The sequence below is a fragment of the Methylobacterium sp. 13MFTsu3.1M2 genome, assembly GCF_900112625.1.
Taxonomy (GTDB): domain Bacteria; phylum Pseudomonadota; class Alphaproteobacteria; order Rhizobiales; family Beijerinckiaceae; genus Methylobacterium.
This window is the reverse complement of record NZ_FOMM01000010.1, coordinates 42,946-56,215: the sequence shown is the minus strand read 5'-3', so window position 1 is coordinate 56,215 and position 13,270 is coordinate 42,946. Positions and strand designations below refer to the sequence as shown.

Genomic DNA, 13,270 nt, shown 5'->3' with positions numbered 1-13,270 from the left:
GTCCGACGGGGAAGCTAGCCCGGATGGTGTCGCGTGCCCAAGGCGGTGCGCGCGCCCGGCCGGTCAGATCAGGCGCAGGATCACCTGTCCGGTGACGGTCTCGAACACGATCAGGCGACCCCGCCCGTCGAAGACGGCCGCGGCGTCGCCCTCGGGAGCGAAGCGCGCGCGCAGGCTCCCGCTGCCCTGCCACAGGACGGCCGGTCCGCGGATCCGGTTCGCGCCGGGCACGCTGGCCCAGAGCGTCCCCTCCTCGGTGGCGGTCGCGGCCCAGAGGCGGCCGTTCTCCGCCGCGACGAGGCGCGGCGGATCCGCGGGCTCCGCGCGCGCGGCGGCCTCGATCAACGCGCGCTCCTGCTCCCGGGAGGCCGTCGTGAAAGCGTGGGGATGCGCCCGCAGGTGCGGATGCGCGCCGGTCCCCTCGAGGGACCAGGCGACGGCCTCGGTCAGGCCGAGCACGCCGACGCCGCGATCGGGCGGCGTCCAGAACCGGCACGTCACCGCAAGGGTGCGGGAGGACAGGCACCACCACTCGATCAGGCCGTCGTGCCGGGCGTAGATCAGGGTGCTCGCGTCCGCGAAGGCAGCGAGCAGCAGCGGCCGGCCCGGTTCGGTCATGGGCAGGCGCCAATGGTGTGCCAGGGCGCCGTCGGAGCCGGGCGCGCCGCCCGCGCGACCGAGGAGCGAGGCGGTGTCCAGCCGGACGAGCGCCTCCCCGTCGAAGACGAGCCAGCCGGTCTCGTCCGCCTGACCATGCCAGTGCGTGATCGGCAGGGGACCGAGCGGCAGGAGCCGTCCGGTGCCGGCGTCGAAGAGCTGGACGTCAGGGCCTTCGAGCGTCTCGCGCAGAACGAGGGCCCGGTCGCCCGCGCCGAGACGCGCGAAGCCCGTCAGGCCATCCACCTGTCCCCGCCAGCGCTCGCGGCCGGCGCGGCCGAGGAGGCGCACGAGACCGGAACGGTAGCCCAGGAGCAGCCGCCCGCCCGACAGGAGCGCGGCATCGGCGATCTCGGCGAGCGCCGGGCCGTCCGGGACGACGAGCGGGCTGGTCACGCGGGAGGCAGCCGGTGCGGAGCGCGTCCTGAGCTGCCGGAGATGCTGGCGCAGGGCGACCTGTCCACCGGCTTCCGCGAGGCGCCCGGCGAGCCGGGCGCGCTCCGCATCGTGGCCGAGGATACCGTCATCCGCGGCGAGGCGGCGCGCGAGGCCGCGGCAGAGGAGCGCGAAGGCGGGCGTCGGCGGCCGCTCCGGACCGCCCTCGAACTGCGCGTCGAGCAGGAGCGCGGCCACCGCGCTCCGGCGCGCCGCCGCCTCGGCCCCGGTCGCGCTCACCAGGTCCGCGAAGGCGGCGTGCAGCCGGTCGCCGTCCCGTCCCTCCCAGGGCAGGGCGCGCAGGGCCCGGGCGAGCGGCGCGGCCGGCACCGGCGTCTCGGCGTCGAGGGCTTGCCGGATCCAGTCCAGTCGCCGCTCGGCCAGAGCCGGCAGGCCGAAGGTGACCGCGGCGGCGCGATCCAGGGCGCCGATCCCGACGAGGCGCGCGGCCCAGGCCTCGGCCAGGACCGGTCGGAACGGATCGTCGGCCCCGAGTTCCTTCCAGAGCTCCGCGTGGGCCTCGTGGCGGGCGGCGAGTGCCAGGGCCCGCTCGGTCTGTCCCGCCCGGAACCAGAGCGGGACGGTCGTCGCGGGCGGGAGGCGGCGCGCCTCGGCCAGACGGGCGGCGGTCTCCAGGCGCCCGGATTCCGCGAGGAGGCGCACCGCCTCGTGCGGGTTCCCGACCAGGCTGTCGAGCACGAAGGCCGCGCGATCCGTGTCGCCGCGTCCGGCCATCGCCACGGCCTGCGCGCGGTAGAGCGCCGCGAGCCGGATCTCGTCCGCGGGCGCGAGGCTCAGTCCGCTCGCCCGCTGCGGCCCGAGATCGAAGTCGAGGCTCCTGCGCAGCCCGGGCCCGGTCAGGGGCAGGTCGGCGAAGGCGCTCCCGCGCCGCGCCGCGCCGCCGAGACCGATCGCCCGGTACAGGGCCTCGTCGACGCGCCCCGCCGCGAACAGCCGCTCGACCTCGGTGAGCCGCCGGGCATAGAGGCGGCGAAGATGGGCCGCGTAGGGCGAGCGCCACGCGAGCCACGCCGCCGCCCGGCGCCAGATGGGCGTGCGCCCGCTGCCGGTTCCGGCGGGCGGGCTGGCCGAGGGCGCGGCGCCCTCACGCGCGGCCCGCGCTCCGCGGCGCCGGAACGCGAACCACGCGAGGACGAGAAGGACCAGCACCGGCAGCGCGAGGCTGCCCCAGTGGGCCGCGGCGGCCCCTTGCTCCGCCGTCGTCCGGACGTTCTCGGCGAAGCCGAGCACCATGGCGCCGACCATGATGGAGGCCAGCAGGACGACGTAGGCGGTCCAGAGGAGCCCCAACGCGCCGCCGATCAGGCGCCGGAAGCGGGTGACGAGATCGCCGAGGACGTGCTTCGTCCGACGCCGCGGCCGCCGGGTCGCGGCGTCGCGGACCGGCGCGAGGGGGTCCGCGTCGGCGACGAGGGCGGGGGCGCTGACGAGGCGGCGTGCCGGCGGCGCCGGTCGCAGGACCGGCAGGCGTTCGGCCGGATGCACCGCGATCGCGTCGAGATCCCACCAACCGGCGATGTCGAGACTGGCGAAGGCCGCCAGCGGCTCGGCGGCGAGGCGTCCCCCCGTCATGTGGACGACATGGTCCCGCAGGGCCGCGGCGACGGGCGGCTCCGGCTCGGCGAGGGGTACGGCGGTCAGGATCCCGGCACTGCGCACGACCGGCAGGACCGGTCCGAGGGCCGCGCAGTCCCGCGTGACGGGCGCGGCGAACAGCACGAGCACGCGATCGCCGCATGATCGCACCTCCGCGGCGTGCTCGAGCCAGGGAAGGAGCCGGGCGCGCCAGTCCGGCCCCGCGGAGCCGCGCGCCATCAGGATCCCGTCGAGGGGGATCGTGCCGGCATGCATCCAGCCGCGCGGGCGCAGGGCCGCGAGCGGCTCCCGGGCATCGGGGACCGGCGGCGGCCTCAGGCGCCCAGGCACGGGACGGTTTCCGCGAACGCGCCGAGATCTCTCAGGTGGGACCATCCGCGGTCGAGCTGGCCGAAGGCGAGAGCGTCGACGAAGCCCGCGGCGTCGCACCGCGCGGCCGCGATGCACGGGACGGCATCGGCATCGACGGCGACGCGCACCGCCTCGAGGGTCGCGTCCGGAAGCGTCAGGGGATCGCACGCCGCCGCGCCGTCCGGGGTCCGGAACGTCAGGCGCACCGAGCCCGCCTCGTCGCGGTCGAGATGGAGGGCGAGGAGGCTTCCGACGGCCTGGGCGCGCACGCCGTCGTACGGGGGCACGATGCCGATGATCCGGCCCTGCGGCCCGAGGTGCGCGACCGCTCCGTCCGCGGCGTTCACCACGTGCCAGTGCCCGCCCGCCTGCTCGATCCCCAGGGTGGGCTGCCCGCGCACCGCGCAGAGGGTGAGGCCGCCGCCCGGCCGCAGCGATCCGGCCCGGCCGGGGAACCGCGCCACGACCTTCCCGTCGGACGGCCGCCGCGCGATCACTCCGTCCGCGCGATCGCGCATCAGCAGACCGGCGGGCGTGACCGCGAGGGGAAGTTCGCCCGCGAGCGGCGCGTAGTCGATCAGCCGCGTCTCCGAGACCAGGAAGGCCGTGCCGTCGGCCGCCAGGAGCCAGGACCGGTTGCGGCGTTTCAGCGTCCCGAGGGGCGGCAGAACCGCCTTCGGCAGGCGCCGGCACACCAGGGGATGGTCCCGCGGGATCCGCCGGTCGAGCGTCGCAGCGGCGCCCGAGCGGTCGAAGGTCCAGCTGCGGAGCGTCAGGCGCGCGTCGTCGGCGTAGACGTTGAGGCACGCGGCCCGGATCCGCGACCGGCCGACGGCGAGCCCCACGAGGCGCTCGTGGGGTGCGACCGGCAGGCGCAGCGCGCCGGAGGTGCCGGTGACGGGGACGATGAGGATGCCGTCGGGCCGCGCCACCAAGAGGTGCTCGCCGCAGGGCGCGAAGGCCAGCCCGCGGGGCGCCCAGTCCGGAGGCGCCGCGCTCCGGTCGGGCGCGGACCGCCGGGGTGGTGGGCGTCCGGGAGCCGGACGGGGCCGGAACGGGTCGCGCAACAGCGCCACCGTCTCGCGCTCCGGCGGGAGGTCGAGGCGCGCGGCGGCGACAGGGCCGGTGGCGTCCAGCACGGTGAAGTCGGCGGCCACGGCGAGGCCGTCCGGCCCGAGACGCGGCCGCTCCACGATGGTGATCCGCCGGCACGGTCGCGCCGCTTCGGGCAGGTCGGACCCGCCGATGAGCCAGAGGCTGGCGCCGGGCCGCCCGGCCGCGCGGGTCGCGACCGGCTCGGCCAGGACCCGTTCGAGTTCGGCCGCGTCGAGGGATGTGGCGGCGCTCTCGCGGAGAAGGATCGCGGCGTCGGACCGCTTCAACGCGCCGAGCCAGCGCCGCTCCGGGGTGGCGGTCGAGGCCCAGAGCAGGCGCGCGCCGCGCCGCCGGGCGAGGCCGGCCAGGCAGAGCAGCGCCGCGAAGGCCACGAGGCGGGGGGCGCCGAGGAGTTCCGGCCCGGCATCGACCACGACCAGCACGGCGCCCGCATCCGCCGCCTGACGGTAGACCGGCTCCAGGGTCAGCAGGTCGCGCTCGGCCGCGCGCTGCAGGAAGGCGTTCGGATCGAGGTCGCGCCAGAGCCACTCCGAGGCGACGAGGCGCTCGATCCCGCCGCGGGTTCCGAGGCCCCCCAGCCCGTCGATCTCGCCCTGCGGTTGCCCGCCCGCGCCGTCGGCCCGCTCGACGAGGGGCCGCAGCGCCTCGACCAGCGCCGCGAGGATCCGCAGATCCGGTTCCGCCATGTCGGAGAAGAGCGCCGTCCACGGTGCGAGCGCCGGCGGAAGGGTCGTCCGCGGACCGGTCGACGCGGCGCTCACGCCGCCTCTCCCAGGCGGCCGGTATCGATGTCCGGCACGGCGCGCGAACCGGCGAGGTCGAGCAGGCGCAGGGTTTCGCCCTCGGGGACGAGCAGGGCCGGACCGCCCAGACCGTGCCGGTCGAGCAGGCGGCGCGCGACCTCGGCGCGCCAGGGCGCCGGCACGGCGAGGCGGCACCCGAAGGGCAGGAGCAGCGGCCCGTCGGCCGCCAGCCACCCGAGCGGCGTCGCGCACCAGGGCAGCGCCGGCCGGCCCGAGCCCGTGTCGGGGGCGAACAGGACGGCCTCGCCGCCCGCCAGCGCCAGGCGCAGGGTGGCGTAGCGGCCGATCCGCGGGGCGATCCGCGCCAAGAGACCGGCCGCGTCGCTGCGGGTGAGGCGCAGACCCACCGGCGAGCCGCCGTCCGCCGGCATCAATCGCAGGGGAAGACGCGCCGGATCCTGGATCACGCCGGAGTCACGCCCGCGACCGGTGCCCGGCAGCGCGTCAGCAGCGCGTCCCGCGCCGCGGCGAGGGCCGGCGGGCGCTCCTCCGCCCCGAAGGCGGCGTCGATCTGCACGAGGAAGGATTCGGCGCGGACCAGCCAGGCCTCGAAGGCGGGGGCGGTGCGGTCGTCCGGGGCGGAGGCGGCCAGAGCCTCCCCTTCCCTGGCGAGGTCCGCGGCCCGTGCGGCCGGACCGTAGCCCGCCGCCTTGGCGGCCGCGGGCAGGACGGGGCTCGCCGCGGCGCCGAGCTCGACGCGCAGCAGGTCGCGGGCCTCGTCCTGCGCGATCCGGTCCTGGACGAGGTGGATCACCGGCCACAGGTCGGCCTCCTCCGCGGCCGTCCGGCCCGCGATGAGCGCCGCCGCCGCGACGAGCGACTGGCCCCGCACCACGCGCCGGTCGCTCAGCCGCACGCCGCGGGCGCGCAGCTTGCGCACCACCTGCGCGTAGGCGGGCCGGACCGGCGCGAGGTCGACCCGCGCGGCGGCCTCGGCGAGGGCGTCGATCTCCGCGAGCGTCATCGGCGCCTCTCCGTCGCCGGGTTCGACGGGCGCGACCGGGTCGCCGGCGAGCAGGGCCTCCAGGTCGGTGTCGGCCAGGGGATCGACGAAGGCCGTGACGAGGAAGCGGTCGGCGAAGGCCGCGAGACCGGGATCCTCCGGCAGGGCGTTGCTGGCGCCGACGCAGCAGCGCAGCGGGACGGCGGTGTCGAAATGCCCCCGGCGGTAGCGGCGCTCGTTCAGCACGCCGAGAAGCGCGTTCAGGATCGCGGTGGAGCCGAGGAAGACCTCATCGAGGAAGGCGAACTCGGCCTCCGGCAGCATGCCGGAGATGTCCGGCCGCAGCTTGCCCGCGCGCAGGGCTTCGAGGTCCAGCGGGCCGAACAGTTCGGCCGGTTCCGTGAAGCGCCCGATCAGGTACTCGAAGCAGCGCGCCCCGGTCCCGGCGGCGCAGGCCCGCACCGCGGCCGACTTGCCGGTGCCGGGCGGTCCGATCAGCAGGAGATGCTCGCGCGCCACCAGCGCGAGGTGCACCAGCTCCACCACGTGGCGACGCCCGACGAGGCCGCGGGCCGCGCGGCCGATGGCGCGCTCCAGGCGTGCGATGGCGGTATCGATAACCCCCCTCCCGTCAGGTTCGGCCCGCTCGCCGCGACAGGGCGATCGGTCGCGGTGCCGTCCCGCGCCGCGCCGTCGAGCCGGCGGCGGGCGCCTCACGGAGCCCGTCCCGTGACGTGAGGCGCGGCCGGACCGAAGACTTTCCTGCGCGGCCGCGCGTCCCGATCACCGGCATCCGCCGCGATGCCAAATCTGCCCGTGCACGCTTCCCACTATCGTCGCGCAGCCCCGGCGCCGGGACGATCAGGCGAAACATTCTGCCCACGAGATCTCCCGGAATACTCTGATTCCGCGAGGCTAGCCCGGCGGTCGACTTCCGGTCAACGTGCCGCGACCGCCGCCTGACCATCGCGGCGGCGCGCACGCACCGGCGACGCGGTCAGTCCCGCGACGTCGGACCGGAGACCGGCGCCTTCGGGACCGCGAGGCGTCCCTCCTCGGCCTTGTTGATGTACTGGCTGGCGATGAAGAGCCCCTTCAGCGGCCGGATGATCGGCACGCAGGCCAGGAGGAGCAGCGGCAGCGTCACCACGGCGTGGACCCAGAGCGGCGGATCGTAGGTGAGTTCCAGCCAGATCCCGAAAGCGGTGACGGGGAACGCCATCGTCATCATGATGAAGAAGGCGGGCCCGTCCGCCGGATCGGCGAAGCCGTAGTCCAGCCCGCACGCCTCGCAGCGCGGCCGCAGGGTGATGAAGCCGTCGAACAGGCGTCCTGTCCCGCAGCGCGGGCAGCGGCAGCGCAGGCCGACGGACATGAGCGATTGGTCGGTGGTCCTCTGCATCATCGACGGTCCTGAGCAACAGGCCGGCGCCGATCCCTGATCGACCGGCCTTGCGCCTGCCGATTGTATGGCATATCAAGCCATACAATCGCGGTTGAGACTGAGCCATCCGACAGGTTTCTGGCGGATCGCGGCCGGTTTGGAACACTGAGCGCTCTGGCCGCACGCTCAATGTATGCATACAGTGGTGGGATTACAGGGGTCAATGATGGAATCCTGGAGCCCGACAATCGCCGGCGACACGGGGCCCAAGTACCTCGCCATCGTCCGGGCGTTGGCCGAGGACATCCGGGCCGGCCGGCTCTCGCCGGGAGCGCGCCTTCCGCCGCAGCGCGCCCTGGCGAAGCACCTCAACGTCGATCTCACGACGGTCACGCGCGCCTTCAACGAGGCGCGCCGAACGGGCCTGATCGACGCGACCGCGGGCCGGGGCAGCTTCGTCCGGGCGTCCCGTTCGCCGGCCGGGGAGATGCGCAGGCCCGATCCGTCCGGCAGCGTCGATTTCAGCATGAACATGCCGCCCCAGCCGGAGGCGGCGCGGCTGGCGGAGCGCCTGGAGGCGGGTCTGTCGCGGTTGGCCGGTTCGTCCACCTTCCTGGCCCGGATGCAGTACCAGGACAGTGCCGGGAACCTCGCCGACCGGGCGGCGGCGGCCCACTGGCTCGGTCAACGGCTCGGGGCGCTCCCGATGCAGCGCGTCCTCGTGGCCGGTGGTGCCCAGGTCGTGCTCGCCGCCGTGCTCGCTGCCGTCCTGAAGCCGGGCGACACCCTCTGCGTCCCGGCGCTCACCTATCCCGGGCTGCGCATGGCCGCGGAGCGCCGCGGCGTCCGCCTCCTGCCTGTAGCCGGCGACGCGGAGGGGCTCGACCCGGACGCCCTGCTCGAGCGGTGCCGATCCGATCGGCCGCGGGCCCTGTACCTCGTGCCGACCCTCGACAACCCGACCACGGCGACCCTGCCGGCAATCCGGCGTCGGCGGATCGCCGAGATCGCCCGCACGCACGGCGTCGCCATCATCGAGGACGACGCGTACGGCGCCTTGCCCCACGACGCGCCGGCTCCCATCGCGTCCCAGGCGAGCGACATCACGTGGCACATCGCGACGCTGTCCAAATGCGCGAGTCCCGGCCTGCGCATCGCCTACGTCGCGGTCCCGGGGACGAACGAGGCGGTGCGGCTGGCGGCCGAACTGCGCGCCATCAACATGATGGCCTCGCCCCTCACGGCCGCGCTCGCCTCGCAATGGATCGCCGAGGGCGAACTCGACGGCATCGTCGCGGCGATCCGGCAGGAGAACGAGCTCAGGCAGGCGGTCGCGCGCGAGACGCTCCGGGACCTGGACGTCTGGGCGCATCCGTGCGGGCACCATCTGTGGCTCCGGCTGCCCGATCCCTGGCGTCGCGGCGAGTTCGGCGCCCACGCGCGCCAGCTCGGCGTGTCGGTCGTCCCGAGCGACGCCTTCGCGGTCGGGGCCGCCCCGGAAGCGATCCGCGTCTCCCTGGGCGCGGCGCCGGACGCCGAGACGCTCCGGTACGGCCTCAGCCTGCTCGCGACGCTGCTGGCGCACCCGCCCGGCGCGATCTCCACCGTTGTCTGAGCCGGCAGAGGCGGCGCGAGCCTCGCGCGCTCGGCCAAGCTGCGCCGCCCGATCGCGCGCCGCCCCGGTCGTCGGCCGGATCGTGCTCGGCGCGCCGCGCTCCCCAACGGCCGACCGACCCATGCCGGTCCGACCCCTCTGACCGCGAAGGGAACGCGATGCTCCAGTGTCTCAGGCGGACGCGCCCGCGGATCCCGCGTCGTCCCTCGCGCGTCTCGGCACTGGCGCTGGTACTGCTCGCATCAGCCTGCTCGGACGATGGACGGGAGCGCCGCCGCGCCTTGGGCGAGACCCCGACATTCGACGACGTCATGCGGGTGGCCGACGCGGAGCGCGGCGGGCGGCTGTTCGGTCAGTGCGCCGCCTGCCACACGATCAGCCCGGGGGCGGGCGATCGGAACGGACCCGAACTCTACGGCGTGCTCGGCAAGCCGGTCGCCAGCAACAGCCGGCGCTACGGCTATACCGGGGCGCTCCGGGCGCTGGGCGGCGTCTGGACACCGGAGCGGATGGACCTCTGGCTCGCCGCCCCGGCGAAGTTGGCGCCCGGCACGAGCATGACCTTCCACGGCCTTCCCGATCCCCTCGATCGGGGGGATCTCATCGCCTATCTCCGGACCCGGTCACCGGGGGACGGTGACGCAGAGGCGCGCCCGTCGCGGCCTTGAGCGGCTCCCCGGCGGCATCGCGCGTCCTTCGCGACGCGATCGGAGCCGGGATCGTCCTGCCGGTCAGACGAAGCGCGCGGGCAGGGCGACGCCGTGCGCGTACTGGATCAGAGCCGGTGCGAGACCCGCGATCATCGACCAAGCGACGAGCCGGTCGGATCCGGACGCGGTTTCGTCATCCTGCGCGTCGCCATCGGCCGTCCCCTCGCGGTCGCGCCCGGTGATCGGCCGCCTCGGAGCGGCGTTGCGGTCAAGCTCCTCTGCCGCCGGATTGCGCGACGTCTCGCGTGGCGGCACGGACTGACCCGGCGATCCCTCAGATCAGTCCGACGGATTCTTCCGGGAAGCGGATCGCGAAGACCGCCCCCAGCCCCGGACCGGCGCTGTCCGCCGTGGCGCGGCCGCCGTGAAGCTCGGCGATCCGACGGACGATCGAGAGCCCGAGACCGGTCGAGTTCTCGCCGCCGGTGGGCTTGGCCGACAGGCGCTGGAACCGCCCGAACACCCGGGCCGAATCCTCCGGCGAGAGGCCGGGCCCGTGGTCGGCGACGGCGCAGATCAGTTCCGCGCCGCGCGGGCCCGGCTCGCGGCTGACCCGGACCGTGATCGCCCCGCCCACCGGGCTGTACTTGATGGCGTTCGAGACGAGGTTGTCGAGGGCCTCGCGCAGGCGCTCGGCGTCGCCGCAGAGGAACAGCTCGTCCGGGCCTTCGCAGACCAGGGTCTGGTCCTTCGCGTCGGCGAGCGGCCGGTCGGCCTCGCAGACCTCCCGGGCGAGGCCCGCGAGGTCGACCGGTTCCCGGCGCAGGCTGATGTCGAGGGCGTCGTTCATCGCGTCGGCCATGAGGCTGTCGATCATGGTCGTCAGCCCTTTGGCGCTGGTGCGCACGTGCTGCACCTGCGCCCGCATCTGCTCCCGGTCGCCCTGCATGTCGATCAGGTCGGACAGCATCTCGGCGCGGCCGAGGATGACCGCCAGCGGGTTCTTCAGATCGTGCGCGATCGTGCCGAGGATCTCGGTCTTCAGGCTGTTGGCGCGCCGCAGGTCCGAGCGCTGCAGGTCCAGCCGGCGATTCGCCCGGATCAGCTCGGCGGTCCGCTCGACGACCCGCCGCTCGAGGTCGGCGTTGGTCAGCTGCAGCCGCTCGTAGAGGATGACGTTGTCGAAGGCGATCGACAGCCGGCTCGTGAACAGGGCGATGAGCGACCGGTCGGTCTCGGACAACTGGCGGTCGGCCTCGATCAGCGCGACGATCTCGCTGCCGCTCGCCGTGTGCAGATACAGGGTCGACCAGTGCTCGCCGAAGCTGTGCCGGCGCTCGGCGAAGGCGCGTTCGACGAGGGGTTGCACCCGCTCCTCCAGCGGCCAGCACGGCTCGCGGCCGGCGTAGTGGCCGTAACAGCCGGAGCCGGCCAGAACGCAGAAGCGCTCCTGCGGGGCGGCGGTCTCGCGCAGGACCAAGATGCCGGCGCAGGCGACGTTCAGGAGCGAGGCGACCTGGGTGAGGACACCCTCCGCCAGGCGCTGCATCGACTTGTGATCGAGGAGCATCGGCGCGGCGTCGATGATGATCTCGAGCCCGCGCCGGGTCTCGTCGAGGCGCTTGAGCTGCTGATGGGCGCGCAGGGCCGCGGTGAGGCTGGTGAACAGCTTGTCGGCGGTCAGCTCGGTCTTCGCCTTGTAGTCGTTGATGTCGTAGTCGACGATGATCCGCCGCTCCGGCGCCTGCCCGGGCTGGCCGGTCCTCAGGATGATGCGCACGGTCTCCTGCCGGAGCTCGCGCCGGATGTAGTCCACCAGCTCCAGCCCGGCATTGTCGGTCTCCATCACCACGTCGAGCAGCACCACCGCCACGTCGCGGCGCTCGGCGAGCAGCACCCGCGCCTCCGCGGCCGAACGGGCGGTGAGAATCTCCAGGCCGCGCCCGTCGAGGGTGTAGCTCGCCAGCGCGTAGCGCGTGCCGTCATGCACGGCCGGATCGTCGTCGATCACGGCGATCACCCAGGCTCCCGCGGTCGGCTGCGCCTCGTCGAGGTCGTCAGGGATCAGCGTGAGGGTGTCATCGTCCATGGCTATGACCTGAAATGCTGCTCGCAATCGGACGACTACGCTAGAAATCGTGTTGAAAACTTGTCACGCTACCGTGAGCCGATACGATTCCTGCATTCGTTCAAGAGCGAACCCGGAAAGTGCGCACCGCTGCGATGACCATACCAGACAGCCCCGCCCCCGGCGCCGCCCGCGGCGGTGCGGCGATCCCGTCGATCGCCGTGGTGGACGACGAGGCGGCGACCCGCGAGATGGTCGGGGATTACCTGAAGCTCCACGGGTTCTCGGTGGTCCTGTGCGACGGCGGGCGCTCCTTGCGGGAGCACCTCGCCGGCCACAGCCCGGACCTGATCGTGCTCGACCTGAACATGCCCGAGGAGGACGGGCTCTCCATCGTGCGCGACCTCAAGGCCCGGACCGCGATCCCGATCATCATGCTCACCGCCACGGCGAGCGCGATCGACCGCGTGGTCGGGCTGGAGCTCGGGGCCGACGATTACTTGCCCAAGCCCTGCGAGTTGCGCGAGCTGGTCGCCCGCGTGCGCTCGGTCCTGCGCCGCGTGCAGACGCCGACCGCCGCGCCGGCCCCGGTTCCCGTGAGCGGGCGCCGCATCCGGTTCGGCACGAAATGGCTGGAGCTCGACGCCCTGCGCCTCAGCGACGATGCCGGTCTGGAGCAGGCGCTCACCCGCTCGGAATTCGACCTGCTGAAGGCGTTCGCCGACAATCCGCGGCGGGCGCTCTCGCGCGAGCGCCTGCTCGACCTCGCGGACGCCCGCGACCCGGACGCGTTCGACCGCGCCATCGACGTACGGATCAACCGCATCCGCAAGAAGGTCGAGCCGGACCCCGGCAATCCGCGCTACATCCGCACCGTGCGGGGCCTCGGATACATATTCCGCCCCGAGGGAGACTGATGCGACCCGGATCAATGTTGCGTCGTGATGGGGTGACGCAACAATTCACGCTCCAGATCTGGCTGGAAGCAATATCCGCGGTACGGAGCGTCCCTATCAGCGTGGCAGGACCGAGGGCCGGAGGTGCCCGGAGGACGGGCCATGCGACACGTGATCGGTACCTCGTCGGCCGCGGCTTTCGGCACGCTCTGCGTCCTGGCGCTCGTCGGCTGGACCCAAGCGGCCAGCACGGTGCCGATGCAGGCCAGCGGGGGCGCAAAAGCCTCCGCGGCGGCCCGTGACGGCGCCGCCTGTGGCGGGGCGGCCTGGCCGTACCCGCCCGGCGCCTGCGCGGGCGCCGGCCCGGTCGGCGACCCGGCGGGCCGTCGCGTCCGGCTCATCGCGGTCGACGCCGCGCCCGGCCGTCGGTGAGGGGCGCGAACCGCCATGCCGCACTTCCGCGACGACCACGGTGCCGACGAAGATCCCGACCTGCTCGGTGCGCTGCGCCGCATGCTGCGCGCCGGAGAACGCGCTCCGCGGCGCCTGCCGACCTGCGCCGAGCGGTTCGGCGTGCCGGCGCCGCGCGATCGCGCGCGTGACGCGCAGGATGCCGTGCTGGCCGGCCCGGACCCGCGGCCGCCCCGATCCCGACATCGCTGAGACCGCCCGTGGCGGATGGCTTCGACGCCGTCTCTGCGCGCGCAGCGAAGCGACCCGGCGGCGCCACATCGG

At 74.5% G+C, this 13,270-nt stretch carries 12 protein-coding genes; 5 read left to right on the top strand and 7 right to left on the bottom strand.

Annotated elements, in window-relative coordinates:
• Nucleotides 1–63: 63 nt before the first annotated feature.
• The 5 genes from BM314_RS10895 to BM314_RS10870 form a co-directional block, all read right to left on the bottom strand.
• Complete coding sequence (locus BM314_RS10895) at nt 64–3,039, bottom strand: hypothetical protein (RefSeq protein WP_091978139.1); 2,976 nt, start codon at nt 3,037–3,039, stop codon at nt 64–66.
• Nucleotides 3,024–4,937 carry a hypothetical protein gene (locus BM314_RS10890; RefSeq protein WP_091978138.1) on the bottom strand — a complete coding sequence of 638 codons (1,914 nt, stop codon included), beginning with the start codon at nt 4,935–4,937 and terminating at the stop codon, nt 3,024–3,026. Before BM314_RS10890 ends, BM314_RS10895 begins: the two co-directional genes overlap by 16 nt.
• A complete protein-coding gene (locus BM314_RS10885; RefSeq protein ID WP_139215632.1) occupies nt 4,934–5,386 on the bottom strand; it encodes a hypothetical protein in 453 nt (150 codons plus the stop codon). Before BM314_RS10885 ends, BM314_RS10890 begins: the two co-directional genes overlap by 4 nt.
• Complete coding sequence (locus BM314_RS10880) at nt 5,383–6,639, bottom strand: AAA family ATPase (RefSeq protein WP_280142547.1); 1,257 nt, start codon at nt 6,637–6,639, stop codon at nt 5,383–5,385. Before BM314_RS10880 ends, BM314_RS10885 begins: the two co-directional genes overlap by 4 nt.
• Nucleotides 6,640–6,919: 280 nt before the next feature.
• The gene (locus BM314_RS10870; protein ID WP_085986796.1) at nt 6,920–7,324 is read right to left on the bottom strand and encodes a DUF983 domain-containing protein; all 405 of its coding nucleotides are present in this window, start codon (nt 7,322–7,324) and stop codon (nt 6,920–6,922) included.
• Nucleotides 7,325–7,529: 205 nt separating this feature from the next.
• Here BM314_RS10870 and BM314_RS10865 point away from each other — a divergent pair, with 205 nt between their 5' ends.
• Both BM314_RS10865 and BM314_RS10860 read left to right on the top strand, forming a co-directional pair.
• Nucleotides 7,530–8,921, top strand: coding sequence for an aminotransferase-like domain-containing protein (locus tag BM314_RS10865; protein WP_091978134.1), 1,392 nt, complete (start codon nt 7,530–7,532; stop codon nt 8,919–8,921).
• A 281-nt stretch (nt 8,922–9,202) separates the two neighbouring features.
• Nucleotides 9,203–9,589 carry a c-type cytochrome gene (locus BM314_RS10860; RefSeq protein ID WP_348272734.1) on the top strand — a complete coding sequence of 129 codons (387 nt, stop codon included), beginning with the start codon at nt 9,203–9,205 and terminating at the stop codon, nt 9,587–9,589.
• A 63-nt stretch (nt 9,590–9,652) separates the two neighbouring features.
• Here the strand turns inward: BM314_RS10860 and BM314_RS30560 are convergent, their stop codons facing one another.
• Nucleotides 9,653–9,886, bottom strand: a complete 234-nt coding sequence (locus BM314_RS30560; RefSeq protein ID WP_091978132.1) for a hypothetical protein — start codon at nt 9,884–9,886, stop codon at nt 9,653–9,655.
• A gap of 19 nt (nt 9,887–9,905) precedes the next feature.
• Nucleotides 9,906–11,660, bottom strand: a complete 1,755-nt coding sequence (locus BM314_RS10850; protein ID WP_091978131.1) for an ATP-binding response regulator — start codon at nt 11,658–11,660, stop codon at nt 9,906–9,908.
• A gap of 134 nt (nt 11,661–11,794) precedes the next feature.
• Here BM314_RS10850 and BM314_RS10845 point away from each other — a divergent pair, with 134 nt between their 5' ends.
• From BM314_RS10845 to BM314_RS10835, 3 genes are all read left to right on the top strand, one after another.
• Entirely contained in the window at nt 11,795–12,556 is a 762-nt protein-coding gene (locus BM314_RS10845) for a response regulator (RefSeq protein WP_056533312.1), read from the top strand.
• Nucleotides 12,557–12,697: 141 nt separating this feature from the next.
• Nucleotides 12,698–12,967, top strand: coding sequence for a hypothetical protein (locus BM314_RS10840; protein WP_020093134.1), 270 nt, complete (start codon nt 12,698–12,700; stop codon nt 12,965–12,967).
• A gap of 15 nt (nt 12,968–12,982) precedes the next feature.
• On the top strand, nt 12,983–13,198 hold the full coding sequence (locus BM314_RS10835) for a hypothetical protein (protein WP_091978130.1): 216 nt from the start codon (nt 12,983–12,985) through the stop codon (nt 13,196–13,198).
• The last annotated feature ends 72 nt before the right edge of the window (nt 13,199–13,270 follow it).

Coding starts and splice junctions, on each gene's coding strand:
- BM314_RS10870 (WP_085986796.1), bottom strand. CDS start 7,324: ATGCAGAGGACCACCGACCAATCGCTCATGTCCGTCGGCCTGCGCTGC.
- BM314_RS10865 (WP_091978134.1), top strand. CDS start 7,530: ATGATGGAATCCTGGAGCCCGACAATCGCCGGCGACACGGGGCCCAAG.
- BM314_RS10850 (WP_091978131.1), bottom strand. CDS start 11,660: ATGGACGATGACACCCTCACGCTGATCCCTGACGACCTCGACGAGGCG.
- BM314_RS10845 (WP_056533312.1), top strand. CDS start 11,795: ATGACCATACCAGACAGCCCCGCCCCCGGCGCCGCCCGCGGCGGTGCG.
- BM314_RS10840 (WP_020093134.1), top strand. CDS start 12,698: ATGCGACACGTGATCGGTACCTCGTCGGCCGCGGCTTTCGGCACGCTC.
- BM314_RS10835 (WP_091978130.1), top strand. CDS start 12,983: ATGCCGCACTTCCGCGACGACCACGGTGCCGACGAAGATCCCGACCTG.